21 protein-coding genes are annotated in these 25,011 nt (G+C 67.0%); 3 read left to right on the top strand and 18 right to left on the bottom strand.

Annotated features, from left to right (window positions below):
• Nucleotides 1-51: 51 nt before the first annotated feature.
• The 3 genes from JOF42_RS08895 to JOF42_RS18210 form a co-directional block, all read right to left on the bottom strand.
• Nucleotides 52-1,347 (bottom strand): nucleotide sugar dehydrogenase, encoded by a 1,296-nt coding sequence (locus JOF42_RS08895; RefSeq protein ID WP_210097532.1) that lies wholly within the window; start codon nucleotides 1,345-1,347, stop codon nucleotides 52-54.
• 62 nt (nucleotides 1,348-1,409) lie between these two features.
• Nucleotides 1,410-2,615: a glycosyltransferase gene (locus JOF42_RS08890; RefSeq protein ID WP_210097531.1), complete on the bottom strand. Its 1,206-nt coding sequence runs from the start codon at nucleotides 2,613-2,615 to the stop codon at nucleotides 1,410-1,412.
• Nucleotides 2,612-3,685 (bottom strand): glycosyltransferase, encoded by a 1,074-nt coding sequence (locus JOF42_RS18210; RefSeq protein WP_210097530.1) that lies wholly within the window; start codon nucleotides 3,683-3,685, stop codon nucleotides 2,612-2,614. Before JOF42_RS18210 ends, JOF42_RS08890 begins: the two co-directional genes overlap by 4 nt.
• A gap of 83 nt (nucleotides 3,686-3,768) precedes the next feature.
• On the opposite strand from JOF42_RS18210, the gene JOF42_RS08880 reads away from it, so the two are divergent.
• Nucleotides 3,769-4,743: a glycosyltransferase family protein gene (locus JOF42_RS08880; RefSeq protein ID WP_210097529.1), complete on the top strand. Its 975-nt coding sequence runs from the start codon at nucleotides 3,769-3,771 to the stop codon at nucleotides 4,741-4,743.
• Between the two features lie 7 nt (nucleotides 4,744-4,750).
• On the opposite strand, the gene JOF42_RS08875 is transcribed toward JOF42_RS08880, so the two are convergent.
• From JOF42_RS08875 to JOF42_RS08820, 12 genes are all read right to left on the bottom strand, one after another.
• Nucleotides 4,751-6,538, bottom strand: a complete 1,788-nt coding sequence (locus tag JOF42_RS08875) for an ABC transporter ATP-binding protein (protein WP_307803572.1) — start codon at nucleotides 6,536-6,538, stop codon at nucleotides 4,751-4,753.
• Between the two features lie 25 nt (nucleotides 6,539-6,563).
• On the bottom strand, nucleotides 6,564-7,562 hold the full coding sequence (locus tag JOF42_RS08870) for a Gfo/Idh/MocA family protein (protein WP_210099144.1): 999 nt from the start codon (nucleotides 7,560-7,562) through the stop codon (nucleotides 6,564-6,566).
• On the bottom strand, nucleotides 7,559-8,656 hold the full coding sequence (locus JOF42_RS08865; protein WP_210097528.1) for a DegT/DnrJ/EryC1/StrS family aminotransferase: 1,098 nt from the start codon (nucleotides 8,654-8,656) through the stop codon (nucleotides 7,559-7,561). The genes JOF42_RS08870 and JOF42_RS08865 overlap by 4 nt, the downstream gene beginning before the upstream one ends.
• The gene (locus JOF42_RS08860; RefSeq protein ID WP_245340763.1) at nucleotides 8,653-9,264 is read right to left on the bottom strand and encodes an acyltransferase; all 612 of its coding nucleotides are present in this window, start codon (nucleotides 9,262-9,264) and stop codon (nucleotides 8,653-8,655) included. The genes JOF42_RS08865 and JOF42_RS08860 overlap by 4 nt, the downstream gene beginning before the upstream one ends.
• 88 nt (nucleotides 9,265-9,352) lie before the next feature.
• Nucleotides 9,353-10,543, bottom strand: a complete 1,191-nt coding sequence (locus JOF42_RS08855) for a glycosyltransferase family 4 protein (RefSeq protein ID WP_210097526.1) — start codon at nucleotides 10,541-10,543, stop codon at nucleotides 9,353-9,355.
• Nucleotides 10,540-10,992 (bottom strand): DUF2304 domain-containing protein, encoded by a 453-nt coding sequence (locus JOF42_RS08850; RefSeq protein WP_210097525.1) that lies wholly within the window; start codon nucleotides 10,990-10,992, stop codon nucleotides 10,540-10,542. The genes JOF42_RS08855 and JOF42_RS08850 overlap by 4 nt, the downstream gene beginning before the upstream one ends.
• Entirely contained in the window at nucleotides 10,989-11,717 is a 729-nt protein-coding gene (locus tag JOF42_RS08845; protein WP_210097524.1) for a glycosyltransferase family 2 protein, read from the bottom strand. The genes JOF42_RS08850 and JOF42_RS08845 overlap by 4 nt, the downstream gene beginning before the upstream one ends.
• 31 nt (nucleotides 11,718-11,748) lie before the next feature.
• Nucleotides 11,749-13,674, bottom strand: coding sequence for a DUF6541 family protein (locus JOF42_RS08840; RefSeq protein WP_210097523.1), 1,926 nt, complete (start codon nucleotides 13,672-13,674; stop codon nucleotides 11,749-11,751).
• Nucleotides 13,671-14,408 (bottom strand): ABC transporter ATP-binding protein, encoded by a 738-nt coding sequence (locus JOF42_RS08835; protein ID WP_210097522.1) that lies wholly within the window; start codon nucleotides 14,406-14,408, stop codon nucleotides 13,671-13,673. Before JOF42_RS08835 ends, JOF42_RS08840 begins: the two co-directional genes overlap by 4 nt.
• Nucleotides 14,405-15,310 carry an ABC transporter permease gene (locus JOF42_RS08830; RefSeq protein ID WP_210097521.1) on the bottom strand — a complete coding sequence of 302 codons (906 nt, stop codon included), beginning with the start codon at nucleotides 15,308-15,310 and terminating at the stop codon, nucleotides 14,405-14,407. Before JOF42_RS08830 ends, JOF42_RS08835 begins: the two co-directional genes overlap by 4 nt.
• 90 nt (nucleotides 15,311-15,400) lie before the next feature.
• On the bottom strand, nucleotides 15,401-17,776 hold the full coding sequence (locus JOF42_RS08825) for an FG-GAP repeat domain-containing protein (RefSeq protein WP_210097520.1): 2,376 nt from the start codon (nucleotides 17,774-17,776) through the stop codon (nucleotides 15,401-15,403).
• A 140-nt stretch (nucleotides 17,777-17,916) separates the two neighbouring features.
• On the bottom strand, nucleotides 17,917-18,990 hold the full coding sequence (locus tag JOF42_RS08820) for a glycosyltransferase (protein ID WP_210097519.1): 1,074 nt from the start codon (nucleotides 18,988-18,990) through the stop codon (nucleotides 17,917-17,919).
• 106 nt (nucleotides 18,991-19,096) lie between these two features.
• Between JOF42_RS08820 and JOF42_RS08815 the strand changes: the two genes are divergently transcribed.
• Nucleotides 19,097-20,857 (top strand): DUF4012 domain-containing protein, encoded by a 1,761-nt coding sequence (locus tag JOF42_RS08815; RefSeq protein WP_210097518.1) that lies wholly within the window; start codon nucleotides 19,097-19,099, stop codon nucleotides 20,855-20,857.
• A 257-nt stretch (nucleotides 20,858-21,114) separates the two neighbouring features.
• Entirely contained in the window at nucleotides 21,115-21,573 is a 459-nt protein-coding gene (locus tag JOF42_RS08810; RefSeq protein ID WP_307803571.1) for an LAVTG motif-containing sortase-dependent surface protein, read from the top strand.
• Nucleotides 21,574-21,804: 231 nt separating this feature from the next.
• On the opposite strand, the gene JOF42_RS08805 is transcribed toward JOF42_RS08810, so the two are convergent.
• The 3 genes from JOF42_RS08805 to JOF42_RS08795 form a co-directional block, all read right to left on the bottom strand.
• Nucleotides 21,805-23,172, bottom strand: a complete 1,368-nt coding sequence (locus JOF42_RS08805; protein ID WP_245340762.1) for an LCP family glycopolymer transferase — start codon at nucleotides 23,170-23,172, stop codon at nucleotides 21,805-21,807.
• 83 nt (nucleotides 23,173-23,255) lie between these two features.
• The gene (purE, locus tag JOF42_RS08800) at nucleotides 23,256-23,723 is read right to left on the bottom strand and encodes a 5-(carboxyamino)imidazole ribonucleotide mutase (RefSeq protein WP_210099143.1); all 468 of its coding nucleotides are present in this window, start codon (nucleotides 23,721-23,723) and stop codon (nucleotides 23,256-23,258) included.
• 109 nt (nucleotides 23,724-23,832) lie between these two features.
• The gene (locus JOF42_RS08795; protein WP_210097515.1) at nucleotides 23,833-24,957 is read right to left on the bottom strand and encodes a 5-(carboxyamino)imidazole ribonucleotide synthase; all 1,125 of its coding nucleotides are present in this window, start codon (nucleotides 24,955-24,957) and stop codon (nucleotides 23,833-23,835) included.
• Nucleotides 24,958-25,011 lie beyond the last annotated feature (54 nt).

Raw genomic sequence — 25,011 nt, 5'->3', positions numbered from 1 at the left:
GGACCGCTGGGCCCCTCTCAGAGGGGCCCAGCGGTCTGCATCGTGCTGCCGTCAGCTGGCGGTGCCGACGACCAGACGTGGTGTGCCCGCCCAGAGCGCGGCGTCGGTCGCCGCACGGCCGTCGACGAGCAGCTTGACACCGGGCAGCTGCGCGGGAGTCAGCTCCTTGTAGTCGGCGTGGTCGGTCTGGAGGATCGCGATGTCGACCGCGCCGCCGATCTCGTAGGGCTCGAAGCCGAGGCCGCGAAGCTCCTCATCGGTGTACAGCGGGTCGTGCACGACGACGTCTGCTCCGCGGTCCTTGAGAGCCTTCACGGTCGGGAACACACCGGAGAACGCGGTCTCCTTGACGCCGCCGCGGTAGGCGGCGCCGAGCACGACGGCGCGCTGACCGCTGAGGTCGCCGAGGATCCCCTCAGCCTGCGCGACGAGCCTCTCGGGCATCGAGGCGTTGAGCTGGCGGGCGACGCGGACGATGTCAGCGTCGGGGTCGGTCGACAGGTACAGGCGCGGGTACACGGGGATGCAGTGTCCGCCGACGGCGATGCCGGGACGGTGGATGTGGCTGTAGGGCTGCGAGTTGCAGGCGTCGATCACCTTGTACACGTCGATGCCGTGCGATGCGGCGAACAGGCCGAACTGGTTCGCGAGGCCGATGTTGACGTCGCGGTAGGTCGTCTCGGCGAGTTTCGCCATTTCGGAGGCCTCGGTGCTGCCGAGGTCCCAGACGCCGTTGGGCTTGGCGAGATCGGGCCGCTCATCGAACTGGAGCACGGCCTCGTAGAACTCACGTGCGCGACGGTTGCCCTCGTCGGAGAGCGCGCCGATGAGCTTCGGGTACTTGCGGAGGTCGGCGAACACGCGACCGGTGAGCACGCGCTCCGGCGAGTAGGCGAGGAAGAAGTCCTCGCCTTCCTTCAGGCCCGATCCCTCTTCGAGCATCGGCTTCCAGCGGTTGCGTGTGGTACCGACGGGCAGCGTGGTCTCGTACGAGACGAGCGTTCCCGGGGTCAGGTGCTCGGCGAGCGAGCGCGTCGCTGCGTCCATGTACTTGAAGTCGGGCTCCCACGTCTCGTCGTCGACGAAGACGGGTGCCACGAGCACGACGGCATCGGCTCCCGGGATGGCCTCTGAGTAATCGGTCGTCGCGCGCAGGCGTCCGGAGGGGATGAGTTCGGCGAGCTTCTCCTGCAGGTGCGCTTCGCCCGGGAACGGCTCGACACCGGCGTTGATCGTGTCGACGGCTCTCTGATTCACATCCACACCGATGACCTCGTGACCGGAGTCGGCGAACTGGACGGCGAGAGGAAGCCCGATCTTTCCGAGGGCGACGACGGCGATACGCATGGGTTCCATTCTAGGCGGCTTCTTCTTCGGCACGGCGTCAGCGGGACACGCGCCCGGTCGGCTCAGCTGCGCCAGAAGGCCAGAGCCAGAACGCCGACGACGGCGGCTGAGACGAGGGCGACGAACACGGCACGGGCGGCGGGGAAGTACCGGGACGAGCCGACCTTGATGAGCGCCGTCGCCGCCATGAAACGAGGCTGCCCCTGCGGATGCAGAAGGTACTTCGCCCGGGCGGGCAGGATCGCATCGAGAGTTCGGTACCGATTCGATGCCGCATCGTGCTCTGCGACCGCGGCGAGATCGGGCTCCGGTCGGGTGAGCTCATCGAACATCCGAGCCTGGGCGCGAGACAGCATGTGCCGCGCCGACGGCGAGAACGCATCGACGCGGCCGATGAACTCCGCCATGGCTGCGCAGTCCCCCGCGGTGAACGCGCTCCCCCCGCTGCGCTTGCGAACGGAGTCGGTGAGGTTGCGTCGAAGCAGCTTGGTGGCCAGCGCCGTCCGTTCGGGGATACCCATCCCCTGCACGACGACGTCGTCGAGAGTCGCCTTGATCGCGCTCAGCTCCTCAGCCACCGGCTTCGCGACGTGCGTCACCCGCACCGGCGCGTCGGCATGTTCGACGTACGCCGCGAGGCCCGACGCAGGAACGATCTTGCCGCCCAACCACAGGCGAGTGACGAAAGGCAGGTCGCCACCGTTGCGGGCACCGTCCAGCAGCCGCAGATCGAGGCGCGAGATCGCATCTCGTCGCATCAGTCCGAGCGGAGCACTCCGGTAGGAGAGGCGATCCCGCGCGAAGTCGAGCGTGCCGGTCCGCCACAACCGCTTGGGTGGTGAGCGGACGAGATTCCGCAAGGGTCCTCGCACGACCTTGGCGATCACGGCGTCCGCCTGCGTCGCCTCGGCCCGCGAGCGCCACTGCGAGATCGCGTCGCGGTCGAGCTCGTCGTCCGAACCCATGATTCCGACGTAGGTGGCGTCTGAGGCGGCCATGCCGAAATTGAAGGGCCCGGACGGACTCGGGATGCCATCAGCAAGCACTTCGACCCGGATGCGCCCTGGGCGCGCATCGATCAGTGGCGCGAGTTCTTCCTCGACCTCCTCACGCGTGAGGTTGTGGCAGACGACGAAAGCCCGGATCGTCGGATCCTCGACATCGACGATCGAGCCCACGGCGCGGCGGATGTTCCGCCGCGTGTCGTGCACGGCCACGATCATGTCCACGGTCGGGGCTGCCGCGTTCTCGCGTCGTGAGCCACTCATCGAACCACCTCTTCATAGATCGTGCTGTAACGACGTCGGAAACTCGACTCGTCGAATCTTTCCGCCAGTTCCAGTCCGCGAGCTCGCACACCGGTGCGATCGAGCGCGGATGCGGTCCGGAGTGCTTCTGCGATCGCGCGGGGCTCCCTCGGCACGAGCCTCCCGGAATCGGGGGTGAGGAAGGCCCCGTGCGCGCCAACCCCGGTCGCGACGACGGGAAGCCCTGCGGTGAGCGCCTCGACGGTGACGAGCGAGAAGGTCTCCGAGACGGTCGGGAGCACGAAGACATCCGCTTCAGCCATCGCCGATGCCACCGCACCGGCAGGAACATGCCCCGGCGCACGCACGTGCTCGGGATCAGCGGCCGCGAGCTCGTCGTACTCGGGACCTCCGCCGAGCCAGACGAGCTCTGCGGGCACTCCAGAGGCCTGAAGCTCCCTGATCGCCTCCACAGCGAAGCGCCACCCCTTGTTGGAGTTCACGGTGCCGACGCCGAGGACCTTCAGGCGGTCGCCTCGGAAGAACGGGGCGCTGTCGGTCGAGACCGCATCGGGCAGATCGACGATGTTCCCGACGACGTCGACGGGTGCCGTCCGATAGGAACGGATCGCATCAGCGAGATAGTCGCTCACGGCGACCACACGGCCTGGAGCGTTGAAGGTCCGGCGGATGAGGGGTCCGACCGCACGGCCCTTCGGCGATGCTCGCAGATTCGCGATTCCGCTCCAGTGCTCGGTGTGGACCCAGGGCTGCGACGGCTTTCGCACCACGAAGGGCAGCAGTCCAGGTGCTGCCATGGTGTGAACCACGTCGCTGCCCGCCAGCAGAGCCGGAAGCCCGCGCATCGAAGACACGAGCCCGCGCGGAGTGCGCACGTCGACCGGGACCGATCGCACTCGGACCGAGCCGATCCGACGCTCTCGAGAACCGTCATCGAGTTCCGGAGGCACCAGGTGCACGACGCGCACGTCATGGTCTTGGGAGAGAGCGGCGACGTCGCGGGCGATGAACGAACCGGCGCCGGGATTGCGGTCCGTCGGGAACCAAGTGGTCACTACGACGATCTGCACCCATGAAGACTATCAAGCCGAGCGTGGTTCCCTTCGCGATCGACCTGGTCCGGGTGGTCGCCCCCGCCCTTTAGCATGGGTGCATGCCGACCAACCCACGCGTGCTGCACTTGAACGACTGCGCCTTCGTGGGCGCCAACCTCGTGAGGGCCGCGCGAGCGCAAGGACTGCAGTGGCGCCTTCTGCCTCCTGAGCTCACCTGGCCCCCCGTTCGTCCTGGGCAGTCGCGGCCGACGCGCTTCGAGACCTATCGGACGCTCGCGCGTATCGGCGTCGCCGCCGCGCGAGCCGACGTGATCCACGTCCACTACGCCACGACCGTCGCGCGGATCGCGCCCCGCTACATCCCGACTAGGCCGTATGCGCTGCACCTGCACGGCACGGACATCCGCACCCTCTGGCACCAGCCCGAGAGGCATGCCCGGTTGCAGAGCTACATCGATGGCGCCGCGCACGTCTACTACTCGACACCGGACAACGCGGAGGACGCGACGACCGCTCGCCCCGATGCCGAATATCTTCCGGTGGTGTTCGACCCGTCCTCGCTGCCCTCATGGGATCCTCAGGGCTACGTCGCCTTCGCATCCCGCTGGGAAGAGGTCAAGGGCCTGGAGGGCATGCTCCAGGTCGCATCGAGGTTGGTCGCGGCAGGTGTCCCCGTACGAGGCCTCGACTGGGGTCCGGGTGCCGGCGACGCAGCACGTCTCGGCGTGGAACTCATCCCGAAGGCACCCCACGCCGACTACCTGCAGTTCCTCGCCAACGCATCCGTCGTCGTCGGACAGGCCACACGCATCCTGTCCGTCTCCGAACTGGAGGCGATGGCGATCGGCGCTCCCCTCGCGGCCGTGGGCGACCACTACCCCGGCCCGGACGGAAGACCTCTGCCCATCAGGAACGGGGATGTGGACGCCGTCTTCTCGGCGATCATGGACGACCTCGCAGACCCCGAGTCCGCAGCACGGGAACTCGGTTCCCAGCGCTGGACGCTGGAGAACCACACGGCCCCCGGACAGATCGCCGGAATCCAGGAGACCTATCGGCGGATCTCCCGCTGACCTGCTCTCACGCCAGACCGGCGAGCCGAGCCTGCGCAGCGAACTCCGGCTCCGCCGCCACGACCTCGTCGAACGTTCCCTGAGCCACGATCCTGCCCCCGGCGAAGAAGCACACGATGTCCGCGTCCCGAACCGTGGCGAGTCGATGTGCGACGGTGATCACGGTGACTGCGCCACGGAGTTCGCGAATCGCCGACGTCACCGCATCCTCGGTCTGGGTGTCGAGCGCAGACGTCGCCTCGTCCATGACGAGCACCACAGGGTCGGTGTAGAGCGCGCGCGCGATTCCGAGACGCTGACGCTGGCCACCGGAGAGAGCGAGTCCGCGCTCACCGATCTGAGCGTCCAGCTCCCCTGCGCGGGCCCGCACCACGGAATCGAGCTGCGCCCCGTTGGCCGCGCGCCAGGCTGCGTCCCTGTCATACTCCTCGCTCCAGGTCAGGGCGATGTTCTGCCCGACCGTCCCGTCGAAGAGCGCGACGTCCTGCGGGACGTAGCCCACGCGTCTGCGCCATGCGCCGAGGACGTCGGCGAGGTCCGTGTCGTCCAGACGGATCCGTCCCGACCTCGTGGTCAGCAGACCGAGGATCAGATCGACCATCGTCGACTTCCCGGCTCCGGATGCCCCGACGAACGCGATGTGTGAACCCAACGGAATCCGTAGATTCACATCCCGCAGAGCGGGCTCGTCAGACCCGGGGTAGGTGAAGGCGACATCCTCGAAGACCAGTTCCACAGGGTGCTCCTGCAGCGCTCCGTCTCCGATCACCTCCGCCTTGCGGATGTAGCCCTCTGCCGCCTTGATGTCGCGGATCACCGCCCTCGCGTGCGGGAGGGTCGATGCGGTGGACGTCATCACACCCTGGAACTGCAGCATCGACGGCACCATTCGGAAGCTCGCGATACCGAACAGCGCGATGGACGAGAACGCACCGCTGAGTCCACCTGTCAGGAAACCGACACCACCGATGATCAGGAACCCGATGATGACGGCCGAATCGATCACGAACTTCGGGATCGCGCCGAGGAAGCCGATCGTCGCTCGGGCTTTGACCGCGACCGCTCGGTTCTGGTTGACCAGCGCGGCCACCTCGCTGGCCTTGTCGCGGAGCGTGATCTCCTTCAGCGCCTGCACCATCTCGGTCATGAGCGTCGCCGTGCGGAACGAGAAATCGCGGTTCATCCGGCCGTTCTTGACAGCCCTTCGCGATACCCAGCCATAGAGCAGCGCAGCCACGATGCCGAGGTACACGATGGTGGCGACGGCGATCATCGGCTGAGCGACGAACAGCACCACCAGTACGGAGAAGAACGTCACGACCTGAGACGGCAACGAAGCGACGGGCAGGAGCAGCCCGGACGTCGTGTTGGCGATGCCGACATCGGCCATGCGAACGAGTTCAGCCGAGTTGCGCTTCATGCGCTCGAGCCACGGAGCGCGAATGTAGGCGCTGAAGAGACGATCGCCGATCGCCAGTTCGAAGTGGGCCATCCGCCGAGTGACGTACCACTGCTGCGCGAGTGCGATCAGCGACTTCAAAACCATGAGCGCGCAGGCGCCCGCGAGCACCCAGATCACGTTGTCCGGCGGGACCACACCGATGATCGGGAGCCGGACAGGCTGGTTCGAAGCGAGCGGCGCCATCATCAGAGCGAGGAGTCCGAGCGCGAGGATGTCGATCAGCGCGAGCGCTGACGATGACACGGAGTATCGGATGAGGAATGCGCGGGCATCCCCAGGCAGCAGCTCGAGGAGTTCCTTCAGCGTCGACCAGAGCGCTTTCACGACCGGCACCCCGCTTCTGAGTTCGCGATGAGAATCACAGCGCCATTTCTGGGCGGACCACAGCGCCACTGCGCGCGGATTCGAGGGCAGCCTCGATGACCGCGAGCGTGCGCTGGCCCTGCTCCATCGTCACGACGTCGGTCTGCTGCCCGAGCACGGCATCGCGGAAGGCCTCGTGCTCGACGCGCAACGGCTCGCGCTTGGCGAACGCGTAGCGCGTGACGTCTCCTTCAGAGACCCCGCGGAACGACGACACGGACTCCCACTCGAGGGGGATCGTGCCGTTGGCATAGAACGTGAGGTCGCCCGTCGAGGTGTCGGCGACGAATGCGCCTTTCTCTCCCGTGACGACCGTGACGCGCTCCTTCATGGGGCTGAGCCAGTTCACGATGTTGTTCACGATCACGCCGGACGCGGTGCGCCCGGTGATCGAGATCATGTCCTCGTACTCACGCCCGCTCTTGAACGCCGTCTGCGCGAACACGCGCTCGTAGTCGCTCTGCACGACCCAGGCCGTGAGGTCGACGTCGTGCGATGCGAGGTCCTTGGCGACACCCACATCGGCGATGCGTGACGGGAAGGGGCCCTGACGACGGGTCGTCACCTGATAGACCGCGCCCAGATCACCAGCCTCGATACGACGACGCAGCTCCTGCAGCGCAGGGTTGAAGCGTTCGATGTGGCCGACTGCGCCGACGAGCCCGGCAGCGGCGAAGGCATCCACCATGCGCTGTCCGGCATCGATGCTGTGGGCGATCGGCTTCTCGACCAGCGTGTGGACTCCGGCCGCCGCGAGCTTCAACGCCGCGTCCTCGTGGAACCGGGTAGGAACGGCCACGACAGCGATGTCGATGCCCTCGGCGATCAGTGCCTCGATGTCAGGAAGGATCGCCAGGTCTCCGGCGACCCCGTGCGGATCTCCGCCGGGATCGGCGATCGCGACCAGGTCGATGCCGTCGATCTCGCGAAGCACGCGGGCGTGGTGACGCCCCATCATGCCGACGCCGAGCAGCCCTGCGCGCAGCGTCATCAGGCGCCGGCCTTCGCGACGGAGTCGACCGCGGCGACGATGCGCTCGAGGTCGTCCTGGCTCAGCGACGGGTGCACCGGCAACGACGCGACCTCGCGAGCAGCACGCTCGGTCTCCGGAAGGTCGAGTCCCGGCGCGAAGTGCGTGAGCGAGGGCAGTCGATGGTTGGGGATCGGGTAGTACACGCCCGCTCCCACGTTGTGCTCGCTCTTGAGCGCGGCCACGAAGCCGTCGCGGTCTTCCGGAACACGGATCGTGTACTGGTGGTAGACATGCACGGCACCGTCAGCGACCGGCGGGACGATGACGCCCCGCAGGTTCGCGTCGAGGAACGCGGCGTTCTGCTGACGCTGGCGCGTCCACGCGTCGACCTTGGTGAGCTGAACACGACCGATCGCCGCGTGGATGTCGGTCATCCGCGCGTTGAAACCGATGACCTCGTTCTCGTACTGGCGCTCCATGCCCTGGTTGCGCAGAAGCTTCACCTGACGAGCGATCTCGTCGGTCGCGGTCGTGACCATGCCGCCCTCGCCACTGGTCATGTTCTTCGTCGGGTACAGGCTGAACATCGCGAACTCGCCGAACGACCCCACCGGTCGACCGTCCAGCGCCGCGCCGTGCGCCTGAGCGGCGTCCTCATACAGCGCCACGCCGCGCTCGGTCGCGAGAGTCTCGAGCTCACGCATGCGTGCCGGGTGACCGTACAGATGCACGGGGAGGATGCCCTTGGTGCGCGGGGTGATCGCCGCGGCGACCGCCTCAGGATCGAGCGAGAAGGTGTCCGGTTCGATGTCGACGAACACGGGGGTGGCGCCGGTGAGGGCGACCGAGTTGCCGGTGGCCGCAAAGGTGAAAGACGGGACGATGACCTCGTCGCCCGCACCGACCCCGACCGCCAGCAGCCCCAGGTGGAGGCCGGCCGTGCCCGAGTTCACGGCGACCGACGGCCTACCTGGGACGAAATGCTCGGAGAACTCCTTCTCGAAGGCCGCGACCTCCGGGCCTTGCGCGACCATGCCGCTGCGCAGGACGCGGTCGACGGCCTCACGCTCCTCGTCGCCGATGATGGGCTTTGCGGGGGGAATGAACTCGCTCACACGGTCTCCTTGGTCAGTTTTCCGTCAGTCTCGAAGAATCGATCGCCCGTGGTCGGGCACACCCAGATGTTCGTGTCCTCGCCGGCCACGAGCGGCACGCCGGACTCGCCGACCCAGCCGATGCGACGCGCAGGCACGCCTGCCACCAGCGCATACGCCGGAACGTCCTTCACGACGACGGCGCCGGCCGCCACCGTCGCCCACGCACCGATGGTCACCGGCGCCACGCAGGTGGCGCGCGCTCCGATCGCGGCGCCGCGTTCGATGGTCACGCCGACCGGCTCCCAGTCGTGCGCGCTCTTGATCGTGCCGTCCGCGTTGATCGCACGCGGGTACGTGTCGTTGGTGAGCACCACAGCGGGCCCGATGAAGACACCGTCGCCCAGCTTCGCCGGCTCATAGACCAGCGCGTAGTTCTGCACCTTGCAGTTGTCGCCCATCACGACGCCGGTGCCGATGTAGGCACCGCGCCCGACGATGCAGTTCTCTCCGAGCTGCGCGTCCTCCCGCACCTGCGCTAGGTGCCAGATGGACGAGCCGTCACCGATGACGGCGTCGGGTGAGACATCAGCGGAATCTACGATCCGCACGTGGCTGCGCAGTGTCAATGGAACTCCTCGGGTCGGCATCGTCGGATCGCGTGGACGACAATCTGAGATTCTATCTGTGGGTGTCTGCGAGCCTGCTGGGGCGCGGTCACGCTCGTCGATCCGTACCGTCGAGAACGGCGCGGCTCACGGCATCCGCCGCCCTCTCGGCCACCGATCGCGCGGACACGTTGCGGACGGCCCAATCGGTCAGGTGATCGACAGGCGCTCCATCGCTGCGTGCGAGCACCGCTGAGATCGCTCGCGCGTAGTCTGCGGCATCGAAGGATGCCGCCTCGCCGAGTCGCTCCTTCGTCACAAGAGCCTGCAGCTGCTCTGGCCCACTGAAGGCGACGGGTGTTCCCACGGCCATCGCCGCATACAGCTTCGTCGGTACGGCGAAGTCATAGCCGGCTCCCGGCTTGAGGGTCGCGAGGGCCACCCTCGCGGACCGCACCCACTGAGCCGCCTCCTCAGCAGGCAACGGCGGGAGGAACTGCACGCGATCGTCGATGCCGTGTCGAGCCGCGGTGTCCTTGAGCGACTGGCGGTCCGCGCCCTGGCCGATGAACGTCGCCGTGACCGAAGGATCTTCGGCCATCACGATGGCCAGCGCGTCGATCGCGACTCCGGCGCCATGCCACTCGCTCATGGTTCCCACGTAGACCACATCCGACGGAGCGGTCACCCTGCCTCCGACAGGGGAGAACAGGTCCGTGTCGACTCCGTGCCCCACCAGCGTCATCGCCGCGCCTGGGACGAGTTCTTCGATCCGGAGGGCGACGCCCTCCGAGACGACGAGGTTGTCCGCCGCATGCCGGAGAGCCAGCTTCTCGACCATCCGCACGGCACCGATGACCCAGGATGCAGCGCCCGTCATGTGAGCGGCATCGGACCAGATGTCCGCCGCGTAATAGACGTAGGGGCGGCGGCGGATCCATGCGAGCACCCGTGCGACAGCCCCGGTGGTCGGAGGAGGCTCGACGACGTACACATCCGTCCGCCGCCCGAACAGCATCCGGAAGGCGAGCGGGAGGTCGAAGCTCAGGTACTGGAGGTATCCGCGCACGTAGCCGTCGCGATCCCGGAGGACGGGCCAGCGCGAGATCCTCTCCCCCGAAGACGGTTCGAGAGGGATCCAGCGGGGAGGCCTGGTCGTGATCACCCGCACGTCATGACCGCGTCGGACCAACTCGTCCGTGAGCGCCTGCAACCGCAGAGAACCGGCGGAAGGCTCCGGCGTGAAGATGCGGGTGACGATGGTCACCCGCATCGGCTGCTCCGAGTTCTGGGCGTTCACCGGTCCACGTCCTCAGGATCGTCGCCGTCAGGGCGTGCGGCGGAACTGCTGCCGTGCGACTCCGCATCACCATCGCCCCTCACGGCGTCGACCCGCGGGGTCGACTGCTCGAGCACGCGCAGACGCTGATCGACGAAAGCCGCGTGCTCGCTGAGGTTTCGCATCCGCGCCTCGATCCTCGTGAGTTCGGCTCCGTACTGAAGGCTCACCAGGAAGAGAAGTCCGATCGCGACGAAGAAGACGAGGTTGGAGGGTACCGCGACACCGAGTACCTTGGCCGCCCAGGTGAGAGTCTGGGGGAACACCGCGATGACGAGGGCGAACAGGCCGCCGAAGAACCACCACACCGCATGGCGCTCGCGCAGCGTGCCTTTGCGCATGAGCTCGACGATCGCGAACAGCGCGACGAGCGCGGCGACGATGCCGAAGGCATAGGTCACACCGTTCACGAGATCCCCTCCAGACGAGTGCGCGGCCTCATCATCGCCAGCCCGAACGCCGCGCAGGCCCTGATCAGATAGATCGCTGCCTTGACAGGATGATGCGAGGGCTCGCCGCCCTGCCGGACGCGCATCTCCACCGGCACCTGGCGGATGCCCAGACCCGCGCGCGCGGCGATCACCAGTGCTTCGATCGTGTCGCCGAGATACTCGGCGGGGAAGTTGTCGGCGAACAACCGCACTGCTCGCGGTCCCGAGGCCTTGAAGCCGCTCGTGACGTCGGTCAGCCGTCCGCGGGTGACGCGACTCAGGACCCCGGCGAGCATCCTCATCGCCCAGCGCCGCGGTCCCGCGACGCTGTAGTCGCCGACTCCCGCGAAGCGGGCTCCGATCACGAGATCCGAGTCCTTCAGAGCGTCGATCAGTGACGGGATGGCGGCCGGGTCGTGCTGACCATCCGCGTCCACCTGCACGACGATCTCGAAGCCGTTGGCTCGTGCATAGCGGAATCCGGTCCTCATCGCGCCGCCGACGCCGAGGTTGAATGGCAGCGTCAGAACGACGGCTCCCGCGTTGCGGGCGGCCTCCGATGTGGAGTCCGTCGACCCGTCGTCCACGACGACGCAGACGGCGCGGGGAACCGCAGCCACGACGTCGCCGACCACGCCCGCGACGGACTCTTCTTCGTTCCACGCCGGTATGACGACGAGGACACGCTGTTCTGTCGCACCCATCATCTCGATCCTAGCCGGGCGTGCGGAAGGCCTACGGTCCGCACGCCGTGATCCGCCACAGTGACGCGTCCCCCTCGGCAGCGACGAGTTCGAAGCCGTCCTGACCCTCGAAGTCGGTCATTCCGGGCAGCTCATAACGACCTGGACCATCTTCACCCAAGCCGAAATCGAGCACATACCGCGGGTCCCCGAGGGTCGCGAGCGCGTCGCAGACTTCGGTGTCGTCACCCGCATCGCGGAGTCGTTCGGAGAGCACAGCCCATGCCGCAGATGTGGGCTGCGACCACGTGCGGGGGTAGACATCGACGCCGCTCAGCATGTACCCGAATCCGGTGCCCGTCGAGGGATTCCCGATCACGCGCGAACCAGGTTCCACGAGCGTCGGGAGTGATTCGAGCAGCTCGCGCTCGCCGGAATCGAGGAACGTGTCGGATGTCAGCACATAGCGTGACTCGCGATCGAAGGTGCCGTCCAGGAAGGCCGGCATCGCGACGGGTCGCACCAGCACGAGGACCAGCATGAGGACGACCGTGGCCGCCACACCGATCGGCGCGGTTTTCGCATCGGCCACGCCGGGGCGGAGGCGCCCGGCGATCCACCTCGTCATCGCATCCGCGCCGATCGCCGCGAGTGGTACGACCGCGATCGGTGCGAGCGCCGCCAGACGGTAGGGGTCGGCGTACCACGGGGCGAGAAGGAGATCGCGCACGATCGGATGACCGACGGATGCCACCAGGATGTAGAGCGCGGACACCCCGGCCCACGTGCCGACGAGCCAGCGGAGACTCGTGTCGCGAACTGCGACGACCACGCCGAGGAGAGCGAGGACGCTGATGGCCCACGCGAACGGGATCAGCACCTGGCCGTTGAGGAGAACATCGACGAACGCCTCGAGCTTGCCTCGGAAAGGGGGCCAGTGAGACCCGCTGGTGCCCTTCGCGAGCACGAACCACACCGTCCCGAGTGCAGCCCACAGCACGACGACGAGTCCGATGCGCCGCGCGAGCCCCTCTCTCGGTACGACGCTGAGCAGCTGGAACGTCGCCCAGACGATGCAGATGGCCGCCCAGACGAGCAGAGCTGCGGGTTGCGACAGCGCGAGTGCCGCGACGATGACCGCGACGACGAGGGTCGCGCGGATGAATCGCCGGACGCGGTCCGAAGCCGGCCATTGAGCCAGCAGGATCACCCACGCCACGGCGGCGGGCACGAGTGCGGTGGAGAGAGCGTTGGGGAAGAGCACGCCCCACTGGAACATGAGCAGCGGGAAGGTCTGCAGAGCGGACGACAGCACTGCGGCATACGCCGCGACCGCACGCGAGCGTGTGATCGTCAGCGAGAGCCATGCGATGCCCAGTGGCCAGATCAGTGCGCCGATGACGATGGTGAGCATGTTCGCGGCGATCGGGATGCTGGTGCCGGTGAAACCGACGATCAGCGAGACCAGAGCGTGCCAGGCCGCCGGGTAGAAGCCGGACCCGCCCACGACCTCACTGACATGGAGGGAGGACGCGTCGGCCGTCTCGACGATGAACCGCACGGCGTTCATGTGGAACACGGCGTCGTTCGTCTGCGAGATACCGGCGGGGTCGACGATGTACGCGATGAGGCGCGACATGCCGATCAGGATTCCGACCCCGATCGCGGAGGGCAGGAACCATGCCGGTCCCTCGACCTTCGTCCTATGCGGCTCGGCCCCCAGCAGGCGCCCCGCCCCCCACGAGGCTCCGACGAGCACGAGGACCCCGATCGTCCAGCTCAGTGGAGACCACGGCACTCCGACAGCGCCGAAGACCAGGGCGAGCACGGCTGTCGCGGCGACGCCGAAGATCGGAGCGGCTGCCAGCAGCGCGAGGCCTCGGAGCCCGATCGCGTAGAGCCCGAGCATCCCCGGCACGAACACGACAGCTGTCGCGACGAGAAGCGCCGGGGTCTCTGCCAGCCAATGCAGGATCATGCGTCCACCAGCGCGATCGCGCCCTCCACCTCGCCGTCGTACACGACTTCGCCCTTGTTGATCACGACGCCTCGCCCGCAGAGTTCGCGCACCATCTCCATGTCGTGGCTCACGACGACGAGTGTCTTGCCCTGCGCGATGAGCTCTTCGAACTTGAGGCGGCACTTCTCGCGGAAGGGCGCGTCGCCGACTGACAGGATCTCGTCGACCAGAAGCACATCGAGCTCGACATGGATCGCCACGGAGAACGCGAGTCTCATGAACATGCCGGATGAGTAGTGCTTGACCTCCTGATCGATGAACTGCTCGATCTCACTGAAGGCGACGATCTCGTCATAACGCGCTTCGATCTCGTGCCGCTTCATGCCGAGGATCGCGGCGTTCAGGAAGACGTTCTCTCGACCGGACAGCTCAGGGTGGAATCCGGCGCCGACCTCGATGAGTCCGGCGACACGACCACGGGTCAGCACCTCGCCGTCATCCGGCTCCATGACGCCCGAGATGAGCTTGAGCAGGGTCGACTTGCCGGAGCCGTTGAAGCCCAGGATGGCGACGGACTCGCCCTCGCCGATCACGAGATCGAGGCCCTTGAGCGCTTCGAACTCGCTCGTGAGCTTGCGTCTCTTGATCCAGGCGACGACGGTGTCCTTGAGGGAGAACGCGTGATTGAGGGTGAAGCGCTTGCGCACACCGTCGATGATGATGCTCGGCTTATGCGCCAACTGATCGCTCATAGGTCTTGTGCGAACCTTCCCTCGAGGCGTCGGAACACGAACTGGCCGAACAGCAGCGTGCCGACGGCGATGAGGAACGTCCACAGAGTGTTCCACGCGAGGCCCGGGGGCAGCTGGAGCGCCGTGTCGGTGACCGGCCGCCAGAAGGCGTAGTGGAAGAGCTCGACGCCCTGCGTGATCGGATTGAGCATGTAGACCTCGACGAGCCACTGGGGCCACCCGAGCTTGTCCACGACCGCATCCTGCACCTGTGTCCAGGCGTACAGCACCGGCGACGCCCACGTCGCCAGCAGCAACAGCAGCTCGACGATGTTCTCGGCGTCTCGGAATCGTACATTGATCGCGCCGAAGAACAGGCCGAGGCCCAGCGCGAACAGCATCACGATCAGCATCCCCGCGAGGATCGCGAGGATCGAGAGCAGGGAGACGTTCACGATCCACCCCAGGAGGAGGCAGACCACCAGCAGAAGTCCGACCTGAGGCAGGAAATGCACGAAGGCGACGATGACCGCCGAGACTGCGAACAGCTGCCGCGGCAGGAACACCTTCCGCACCAGGGGCGCGTTGCCCACGATCGATGTCGTCGCGTTCTTGAAGGCCTCGGAGAAGAGGTTGATGACGACGATCCCGGAGAAGAGGTAGACCGCGTAGTTCGGTATCCCGCGGTCGAGGTTCATGAAGAGGCCGAGCACCACCCAGAACACGAGGAACTGCGCAGCCGGTCGCACATACGACCAGGTCCAGCCGAGCACGGAGTTGCGGTACCGCGTGGTGACGCCGGTGCGGACCAGCAGATTCAGGAGGTAACGCCAGCGCACCACGTCGACCAGGCCCCGGCTGGTGCCGGGTGTCTCGAACTCGGAACGCGGGACGGCGGTGAAGAAATCTCGGGTGTCTGTCACAGGCCCACTCACTTGATGGCGCGGCGATATCGACCGCGGCACCCATTATCCCATGCGACCGCCTGACAGTTCGCCGCCACGGGGGGCGTGTCAGCCCACGCTCACGATCCCACCCCATCCCCTGCCGATCTGGCCGGACGATGCCCATCCGCCCTTTCCGTTGCCGGTGTAGAGGAACAGCCCTCCATCGGTGCGGATCGCCAACAGGTCGGCCCTACGGTCTCCGGTGAAGTCTCCGGGGCCCACGAGCTCGGTCATCGCGCCCCACCCCTTGCCGATCTGAGTCGACGTGCCGAAGCCGGACTTGCCGTTGGTCGGGTAGAGCCGAAGAGTTCCGTCGTCCATCCGGGCGATCAGGTCGGTGCGACCGTCCCCGGTGAAGTCGCCGGCGTTGATGATCGTCGCCGCAGCCCCCCACCCCTTGCCGATCGAGGTCGCCGCACCCTGGAACCCACCCTTGCCATCACCGCGGTAGAGCAGCATGTTGCCGGAGGAATCGACCGCGATGACGTCAGGAAGCCGGTCCCCATCGAAATCGACTCCCCCGATCACATGAGCGAATGCGTTCCAGCCGTGACCGATGCGCACGGGCGTGCCGAAGGCACTCCCCTTCGCCGGATAGAGCGTCAGGACACCGGCGGCGTCGATACGCCCGAGATCTGCGCGACCGTCACCGGTGAAGTCACCCATCGACACCACGGTGTCCTTGGGGTTCCAGCCCTTCATGAGCGTGCTCGAGGACCGCCAAGCACCGGCGTTGTTGCCGCCGTAGAGTCGCAGTTCTCCGGAGGACGTGAGGGCGACGATGTCGTTGCCGCCTGCGCGGTCGACGTTGCCGAAGCCTGCGGGAAGCGCGCGAGGAGCGGTGACCGCGGCGCCGGCCGATGCCTTCGTCTTCAAGGCATTCCACCCGGTGCCGACGGATCCCGCGCTCGTGAGGGAGGCAGCCCCTCGACCCTCATATGCGAGCAGTGCGCCGGATGCCGTGTGCGCGAGGATGTCGGGCGTCCCGTTGCCGGTGAAGTCACCAGGACTGAAGATCGACGTCATGCCGGACCATCCCGAACCGAGCTGGACTCTCGTGCCCCATCCACCACGGCCGTTTCCGGGATACAGAAGCAGGCGGCCGGTCGAGTCGCGGGCGATGAGATCGCTGCGCCCGTCTCGATTCATGTCGACGCCCCCGATGAGCATGCTCATCGACTGCCATCCTGTGCCGACGACCGTGGGTGCTCGGAATCCGCCTCTGTTGTCACCGCTGCGGAGATGGAGGGTGCCGGCCGCGTCGGTCGTGAACAGGTCGGGGATGCCGTCGCCGTTGAAATCGCCGGCCGGCAGAACCGAGGTCACGCCGCGCCAGTCCCCCGCGAGTGCGACGGGAGCGGACAACTTCGTGGTCCCGTTGCCGTAGAGCGCCGAGACCGTGCCGTTCTTCTGCACCGAGATGAAGTCACGGTGCCCGTCGCCGTTGAGATCGCCCGCGCCGAAGAACGACGTGACATCACCGAGGCCAGTCGCCATCTGCACACGGTTGCCCCAGACCTTCTTCCCGAACGGGTAGCCCCAGGCAACCCCGGAAGCATCCACGGTCACCACATAGTTCGAGGTGTTGGCCGAGGCAAGCGTCGGCAGAACTGCCGCCGGCGCACCCTGAGTCGGACCGAACCAGTCGGTGAAGTAGTTGTAGAAGTTGCGGTTTCCGTACGCCGAGCAGTTGTCGCCGAGCCCGTACCCCGCTTTGAGGGCGGCCGCGTTCGGCTGATACGGCGTGTAGTAGTAGAGAGCCGCGGTGGCCTTGTTCGCGATGTAGACCCGACCCGAGCCGCACGCCGCGTTCGGGTTGTACAGGACATTCCAGGTGTTGCCGGGCGCATACCACTGGAACCACTTGCCCTCCATGTAGATCTGCATCTGCCGGGCAGCACCGTAGATCTGGTGGAAGAAGCCGATGAAGTCGGGGTCGCACGGCGCGGTGTCGGGGCATCCTTGACCCAGCGCGATGTTGTAGCGCCATGCGCTCGGCCACGTGTGCGTGATCAGCGCCTGCTCCTTCTGGAGCATGACGATGAGCACCTGGGGATTGATGTTGCACGACTGCGCGACGCGATAGATGATGCGCGCCGCTGTCTCGTTCGCTGCGCCCGTGTACCCCTTGCAATACGCGTCAGCGGGGCGAGTGACCGACGTGATCCGGAAGTCCTTGAGACAGACGTAGCCGGACTGGCACTTCGAGACCTTGCTGTTGAAGAACGACTGGATCTGCGCTTCGGTCATCGAGTTCTTCTTGGTGAAGACGGCATCGCTGATGAGATTGCCCGCGTTGAAGCCCGCGAGCGTCGTCTTCACGTCTCGCGCCTGAACGACTCCGGTCGAGGCCGAAGTCACCGCAGACGCGGACTCAGCAGGGACGGTGACACCGACCACGAGCGCCGCTACTGCGACGAAGGTGGCGAGGATTCGGGGCATCCTCATGGTGTTTCGAGAGCGTGGGGCACGTCGAGACATGTGACCAGTGTGACGGAAGTTGCAGGATGATGCCACTGTTGCGCGAAATCGGACGTTGCGAAACGGCGTGTCGGACGAAGACACAGCGGGCGCTCAGCACCTCAGAGATCGGCGTGCAGGCCCCAGACACGCTCGGCCGCGCCGAGCCAGGAGAACGAGCGGGAGCGATCAGCGGCGAGAACGCTCAGTCTGCGCGCGCCCGCGCCGACGGCGTCGACCACGGCGTCGGAGAGGTCGGCAGGTGCGACCACCGCGCCCCCGTCGGCGATCACGTCGTGGTGCACCCCGCTCTCGACGGCGATGACCGGGACGCCGAGCGTCATCGCCTCGACGACGCGCCATGGCCAGGCCCCGCACGTGCCGGTGGCGATCATGGCCGAGGCCGCGCCGAAGACGGCAGCGCGGTCGTCGGCAGAGAGCAGGCCCCGAATGTGCGCTCGCGACTCCGGCAGTCCGGCGGCGGCCGCGATCTCGGCCAGCTTCGGCTCCGATCCCTCCGGGGCGTCGAGCACGACGGCGTGCTTCCCCGAGGCGAGAGCTGCGCGGAAACCGAGATCGAGCGTGTCTGCGGATCCGGTCAGAACCACATAGCCGGACGGAAGCGACAACGATGCTCGGCGTGCTGAGGCATCGAGCGGAACGACGAATCCCGACGGCACGGCCCCGGGGATGACGCGGATGCGATTGCGGAGCTTCGCGATCTCCGCGAGACGCTCCGCGATCGCGTGCGACGGGACGACGACGGCGTCCGCGTGCTTGGCGGCTCTCTTGAGCATGCCGCGCTGCCAGGCGACCGTCGTCTTCGACAGCGACTCCGGCGCCTCCCATGCCTGCAGGCCCCAGAGGGTGACGGTCGTCTGATCGTGGTCGTGCACGCGGTCATGACGAACCAGGGGCGCCATCAGAGTCGCCGAGTGGATCAGTCCCCCGCCGACTCCCGGGACGATCCCCATCTGCCACGACGCGGCGAGCTCCCGGCGAGCGAGAGACAGCCTGCGCACGTCGGAGATCCCCGGAACGGGCACGTCTGCGCCCGACGGCACGATGGCCTCCACCGTGCATCCCGACGGCGCGGTGGCGACGAGTGCGGCGGCGAGATCCGTCGACGCGGACGCCTGATCGGCATCGACGACATGCGTCAGCTGATCAAGAACCACACGCAGCCGAGCACCCATGCGACAACAGTAGTCGCCTGCGCCTCCAGAACCCGGGAGCGTGGCCGCAGCAACCAGCACCGATCTCCGTTCCCTCCGATATGCCGCATCGTGCTTGAATGCAGGGGTGAGTGACGGACGCCTCCCTGTACGTCGTCGGTGGTTGCAGTGGACCATCGGCGTGATCCTGACGCTCCTCGTGCTCGCGACCGGATGGGTCACGATCCGCGGCATCGGCGCGGTGAACGATCTCCAGCAGGTCGCGTCGTCGTCGTCGAAGCTCAAGGCGGCCATCGGTGAGGGCGATCTCGACAAGGCCGCGTCGCTCTCCGCGCGCATCGCCCACCATGCGAAGTCGGCACATGACCTCACCTCCGACCCGGTCTGGCAGGGCTTCGCCTTCGTGCCGTGGTTGGGACCGAACTTCTCCGCCGTGAGCGATGTGGCCGAGATCGCTGACGACGTCGCCGCTGACGCGCTCGTCCCCGTGCTCGACGCGGCAGGAGAACTCGACCTCGCAAGCCTGGGCCTGTCCGGAGGAGTCATCGACCTGACGCCGTTCGCGGCGATCGAGCCCTCCCTCGCCGATGCGAGCGACACGTTGAACGCGGCAGAGGAGCGCGCGCTCGGGATCGACGCGGATGCGACCCTCCCCCCGCTCGCAGATGCGGTGCGAGAGATGCGTTCCACCGTCACCCAGGCAGCGACAGTCGTCGGCTCGCTGCACGGTGCAGCCGCTCTGCTCCCGAGCATGCTCGGCGCGGAGGAACCGCGGAACTACGTGATCGCGATGCAGAACAATGCTGAGCTCCGCTCGTCCGGCGGCATCATCGGCGCGATCGCCCTCCTCCACGCGGAGAGCGGTCGGATCACGCTCGTCCAGCAGGCATCCGTCCCGGACTTCCCGGCGCTCGACACTCCTCTCCCCTTGAGCGACTCGACCGTCGCGCTCTTCGAGGATCAGCCCGGCCGCTACATGCAGAACCTGACCAGCGTCCCCGATTTCACCGAGGCCGGACCGGCCATCGCCACGCGCTGGCAGGAGCGCTTCGGGCAGACGGTCGACGGCGTCATCGCGGTCGACGCCGTGATGACCGAGAATCTTCTCGCAGCCACCGGTCCCCTGTCGTTCGGACCGTTCGACGTGACCAAGGAGACGGTCGTGAGCCTGCTCCTCTCGGAGATCTACGCGGCCGTTCCCGATCCGAGGGCACAGGATGAGATCTTCTCGCAGGCAGCCGGCGTGCTCCTCTCCGCCGCGCTGACGAAGGCAGACCCCAAGGATCTCGTCGCCGCTCTCGCCACGTCCGCGGATCAAGGACGCATCCGCATCTGGAGCGCGCACGACGACGAGGAGGATCTGCTCTCCGCCTCTTCCCTCGGCGGCGCCCTGCCCACCGATGACACGGAGACGCATGTGGGTGTGCTGTTCAACGACACCACCGGCGGCAAGATGGACTACTACACGAACGCCGCCATCTCGACGTCGATCGGCACCTGCGACGGGCAGCCGACGACACAGGTGACCGTCACCTGGACCAATGACGCACCGGCGGATGCAGCGACCTCGCTGCCGCCCTATGTCACGGCCGATGGCTTCTACGGGGTGCCCGCGGGCTCCGTCCGCACGCTCGTCACCGTGTACGGGCCCGAAGGCGCCACGCCGTCGCACATCGACCGAGACGGCAAGGAGGAGGCCGTACAGACCGCGCTCCTGGGCTCGCGTTCCGCCGTCCAGCACGAGCTGCTCCTGGCACCGGGCGAGTCCTCCACGATCACGGTCGAGTACCAGGGCACGGGCGCGGGAGAACGGCTGACCGTCGTCGACCACACGCCGATGATCCGCACGCCCGAGACATCTCGAGAACAACTGCGTTGCGCATCGTGACTTTCCCGATCCGATGATGTAGGGTCATTCTCACTGGGGAATATCTGGGTTCTGCAATTCTGTCGTGGGGACAGAAAGAGCTCACGCAGTCGGGTGCAGGGGTGTATCCGGATGCGATTCCGCATGAAATTCTGGGGAGAATCATGCTGAAGAAACTGGCTGCCATCAGCCTTACCGCTGGCGCACTCGTGCTCATGGCACCTGCTGTCGCCTCTGCCGCACCGAGCGGGTCCGACTCGTACTCGGAGCCACCGCGCGTGAGCGTCGATCAACCGATCATCGACACCTGTGAGGTCTCGACCGTCGCCTTCGGAGCCGGCTACTTCCAGCCTTCCGAGAACGTCGGCGTGTCCGTCTCGGGTCTCGACGCCGGCGACTCGGCGGTCTCGGGGAACACGGCAGCTGCCGACGGCAGCCTCGTGGTCACCTACCGCCCGCCGTCCGACGGACAGGGATCCTACGCGCTCGCGTTCGACGGCTCACGTTCGTACACGGCGACCATCACGGTCTCACAGGGGCACGATGCCGCGGCGAGCTGCGAGCACGATCCTGCAGCTGTCGCCTCCGGCACTGAGCTTCCGCTCACCGGTGGCGGCCTCGAGCTCGCGCTGACCGGTGGAAGCGTGTCGCCGTGGCTCATCGGCGGCGGGGCAGCTGCCCTGGTCGCCGGCGGGGCACTCGTCGCAACAGGGATCACTCGCCGCAAGCGCGCCTAGGTCAGATCCCCGTGCCAAGCGGGGATCGACTGGACGACGGTGGTCCCTCCCCCTCCGATCACCGTCGTCTGGTGAATCCGGTCTCGCACCGGATGCCCACGACCGCCACCCTCACTCTCAGGTGGCGGTCGTGGGCTTATTCGCGCGCCGAAACGGATCGATGTGTCGCCCGGAGCCCAGCCAGAGTCCGAGTCACTCACCAGTTGACCGTGGCAGCCCGACGAGTCGGCATCACGGCGTCGGTGTCGGCGTCTCCGTCGGCGGGTGCAGCTTCTGCTGGATCATGTCGTGGATGTAGTCGTAGTTCGGCTCGTGCTCGTCCACGCCGTTGTCGGGGGTGAGCTCGATCGTCGTGATCGGCAGCTCTTTCGCCTTCGTCATCAGATCGAAGAACTCCGGGAGCTTGTCCTGAGGGAGGTCGGTGTCGATCAGCGCGGTTCCCGCCGCCGCCACCTCGTTGAATCGCGTCAACACCGTCTGAGGCGTGAACTGCGCGAGGATCGCCTCCTGCAGCTCGCGCTGTCGCTTCATGCGGTCCCAATCACTGGTCGTATACCGCGATCGCGCGTACCACTGGGCGGTGTCGCCGTCCATGTGCTGCTGACCGACCTCGATCCATCCGATCGCCCATGAGTCGACGTCCTTCGGATCGACGGCATCGCCGGGACCGCCCTTGGGAAGCCGTTCGGTCACGTTGATGTCCACACCCCCGAGCGCATCGACGAGAGCCGCGAAGCCGTGCATGTCGACGAACACGTAGTACGGGATCTCAATGCCCAGAACACCTTCGGCCGCGTCCTTGGTCGCCTCGATTCCGGGATCCGACCCGTGCGCGGCTGCGTCCGGGTAAAGGCCCGTGCCCTGGTCTTCTCGGCAGATCTCCGCAGCGTTGCGGACGTGGTTCATCCAGCCGTTCCATCCGCACGAGTTCGAGCTGTGCCCTTCGAATCCGTCGGGGTACAGTGCCTGCATCGGGCTGCCCTCACTGAACGGCGCCCCGGGCAGCTCTCGCGGGATTCCGGTGATGGTGACGGCACCGGAGGTCGCGTTCACGGAGACCACGGAGATGCTGTCGTACCGCATCGAGTCGCGTCCTTCTCCGCTGTCGGCGCCGAGAAGGAGGATGTTGTAGTAGCCGTCACTCGGCGGCAGACTCGGACCGCTCTGGCCGAAGAGCGTGCTGATCGTCCCTCGGGCGGTGCCGACGTACGACGCGGCATACCCCATGCCGGTGCCGACCAGACCGAGAAGCAGAATCGCGACGAGCGGGATGGCGAACTTCGAGGGAGCGGGGATCCTGACGAGCCGCACGAGACGCAGCACGTCGAAGGTGAGCACGATCCACAGCACGATGTACGCGACCATCAACACCTGCACGAGCGTGAGGATGACGGCCGAGAACCAGCCGCCGCCGACGGTCAGCCACAGCAGCACGGGTCGCGCGAAGAGAGCGAGACCGGCGCCGACGATCACCAGGAACCACGCGAGAAGAGTCGCCCCCAAGCCGATGCGTCCGAGTCTGCGATTACCCGCCAGCACCTGAGCGGAGCCCGGCACGATCAGGTTCAGCACGACAAGCCACCAGCCGCGCTTGGTCATCGTCGCGGCATCCGTCGGATCCGGATGCCGGAGCGGACGGGTTTCGATGAGCGGTCGCGCCGTACCTCTCGGCGGCGCAAGGGTCACAGCGAGCCCTTCAACCGTTCGTTCTTCTCCTCGACCTGCGCCTCGAGGTCGAGCGCGTACGCTTCGACGCGATCCGCGAGGTCTTCATCCGACGTGCCCAGGATCCGCGCGGCGAGGATGCCCGCGTTGCGCGCTCCCCCGATCGACACGGTCGCGACCGGGATGCCCGCCGGCATCTGCACGATCGACAGAAGCGAGTCCATCCCGTCGAGGTACGCGAGGGGCACCGGGACGCCGATGACCGGCAACGCCGTCATCGAAGCGAGCATTCCCGGCAGGTGGGCGGCCCCGCCGGCACCCGCGATGATCACGCGGATGCCGCGACCACGCGCCTCGCGCGCGTACTGCATCAGCTTGTCCGGCGTGCGGTGCGCCGAGACGACCTCGACCTCGTGCGGGATTCCGAAGTCACTCAACGACTGAGACGCATCGCTCATGACACGCCAGTCGGAGTCGGAACCCATGACGACGCCGACGAGGGGCGCTGCGGAGGAGTGCAATGGCTCAGTCACCCACTCAGGCTACGGTCTGCTGCTGGGAGAAACCCCGAACGGCACACCTCTGAATGAACCCTCAATCGAAGTGGGCCGCTGCCGCCCGTGCGATGTACACGGCGTCGTCGAGGTCGTCGCCCGACACGTTCACGTGGCCGACCTTGCGGCCGGGACGCGGCTCCTTGCCATAGGTGTGGATCTTGGCCGAGGGATACCCCGTCATGGCACCGGCGAAACGGTCCCCGAGCGAGCCGTCCTTCGGGCCTCCGAGGATGTTGATCATCACGGACCACGGCGCGCGCGGCGTCGTGTCGCCGAGCGGCAGATCAGCGACCGCGCGCAGATGCTGCTCGAACTGCCCGGTCACCGCGCCGTCCTGGCTCCAGTGCCCGCTGTTGTGTGGGCGCATCGCCAGTTCGTTCACCAGGATCCGCTCGTCGTCGGTCTCGAAGAGCTCCACGGCGAGCATCCCCGTGACGCCGAGCCCCTCGGCGATCGATCGCCCGATCTGCTCGGCCACCTCGACGAGACGGTCGGGTGCCTGCGGAGCGGGCGCGATCACCTCGGCGCACACCCCGTCTCGCTGCACCGTCTCGACCACCGGGTACGCGACGACCTCGCCACTGGGACGACGAGCGACCTGCTGCGCGAGCTCGCGCACGAATCCGACGAGCTCCTCGACCAGCAGCGCCTCGCCCTCGGCCAGAGCATCGAACCAGTCCTGAGCCTCGGCCGCCGCGCGCACGACCCGCACGCCCTTGCCGTCGTATCCGCCCCGCGGCGTCTTCACGACGCCCTTGCCGTCGTGTTCGTCGAGGAACGCCTGCAGCTCGGCGAGGTCGCGAACCGGCGCCCAGTCGGGCTGCGGCACTCCCAGTTCAGCGAGGCGAGCGCGCATGACCAGCTTGTCCTGCGCGAACTGCAGCGCATGCGGCCCCGGATGCACGGCCACACCGTCGGCGACGAGCGCACGAAGGATCTCCTGCGGAACGTGCTCGTGGTCGAAGGTGACGACGTCGACATCCTTCACGAAGGCGCGAACGACCTCGAGATCGCGGTAGTCGCCGACAGCGGTCGCGGCGAGCTGCGCCGACATGCCCTCGTCTTCAGCGAGCACCCGCAGGTCGAGTCCGAGTTCGACCGCCGGAGCGATCATCATCCTGGCCAGCTGGCCTCCACCGATCACGCCAACACGCAACGCCATGTGCCGTCTCCATTCGTCCTGACCATTCTCGCGCATCCACGCGAACACCGATCA

It is taken from the genome of Microbacterium phyllosphaerae (genome assembly GCF_017876435.1).
In the GTDB taxonomy this organism is placed as follows: Bacteria; Actinomycetota; Actinomycetes; order Actinomycetales; family Microbacteriaceae; genus Microbacterium; species Microbacterium phyllosphaerae.
This window is presented reverse-complemented; position numbering and strand designations above follow the sequence as displayed.

What these genes read in the sequence shown, in the direction of transcription:
- JOF42_RS08795 (WP_210097515.1), bottom strand. Translation starts at nt 24,957, where the DNA reads ATGGCGTTGCGTGTTGGCGTGATCGGTGGAGGCCAGCTGGCCAGGATG.
- JOF42_RS08845 (WP_210097524.1), bottom strand. Translation starts at nt 11,717, where the DNA reads ATGGGTGCGACAGAACAGCGTGTCCTCGTCGTCATACCGGCGTGGAAC.
- purE (WP_210099143.1), bottom strand. Translation starts at nt 23,723, where the DNA reads ATGGGTTCCGACTCCGACTGGCGTGTCATGAGCGATGCGTCTCAGTCG.
- JOF42_RS08825 (WP_210097520.1), bottom strand. Translation starts at nt 17,776, where the DNA reads ATGCCCCGAATCCTCGCCACCTTCGTCGCAGTAGCGGCGCTCGTGGTC.
- JOF42_RS08880 (WP_210097529.1), top strand. Translation starts at nt 3,769, where the DNA reads ATGCCGACCAACCCACGCGTGCTGCACTTGAACGACTGCGCCTTCGTG.
- JOF42_RS08895 (WP_210097532.1), bottom strand. Translation starts at nt 1,347, where the DNA reads ATGCGTATCGCCGTCGTCGCCCTCGGAAAGATCGGGCTTCCTCTCGCC.
- JOF42_RS08805 (WP_245340762.1), bottom strand. Translation starts at nt 23,172, where the DNA reads ATGACCAAGCGCGGCTGGTGGCTTGTCGTGCTGAACCTGATCGTGCCG.
- JOF42_RS08840 (WP_210097523.1), bottom strand. Translation starts at nt 13,674, where the DNA reads ATGATCCTGCATTGGCTGGCAGAGACCCCGGCGCTTCTCGTCGCGACA.
- JOF42_RS08835 (WP_210097522.1), bottom strand. Translation starts at nt 14,408, where the DNA reads ATGAGCGATCAGTTGGCGCATAAGCCGAGCATCATCATCGACGGTGTG.
- JOF42_RS08890 (WP_210097531.1), bottom strand. Translation starts at nt 2,615, where the DNA reads ATGAGTGGCTCACGACGCGAGAACGCGGCAGCCCCGACCGTGGACATG.
- JOF42_RS08820 (WP_210097519.1), bottom strand. Translation starts at nt 18,990, where the DNA reads ATGGGTGCTCGGCTGCGTGTGGTTCTTGATCAGCTGACGCATGTCGTC.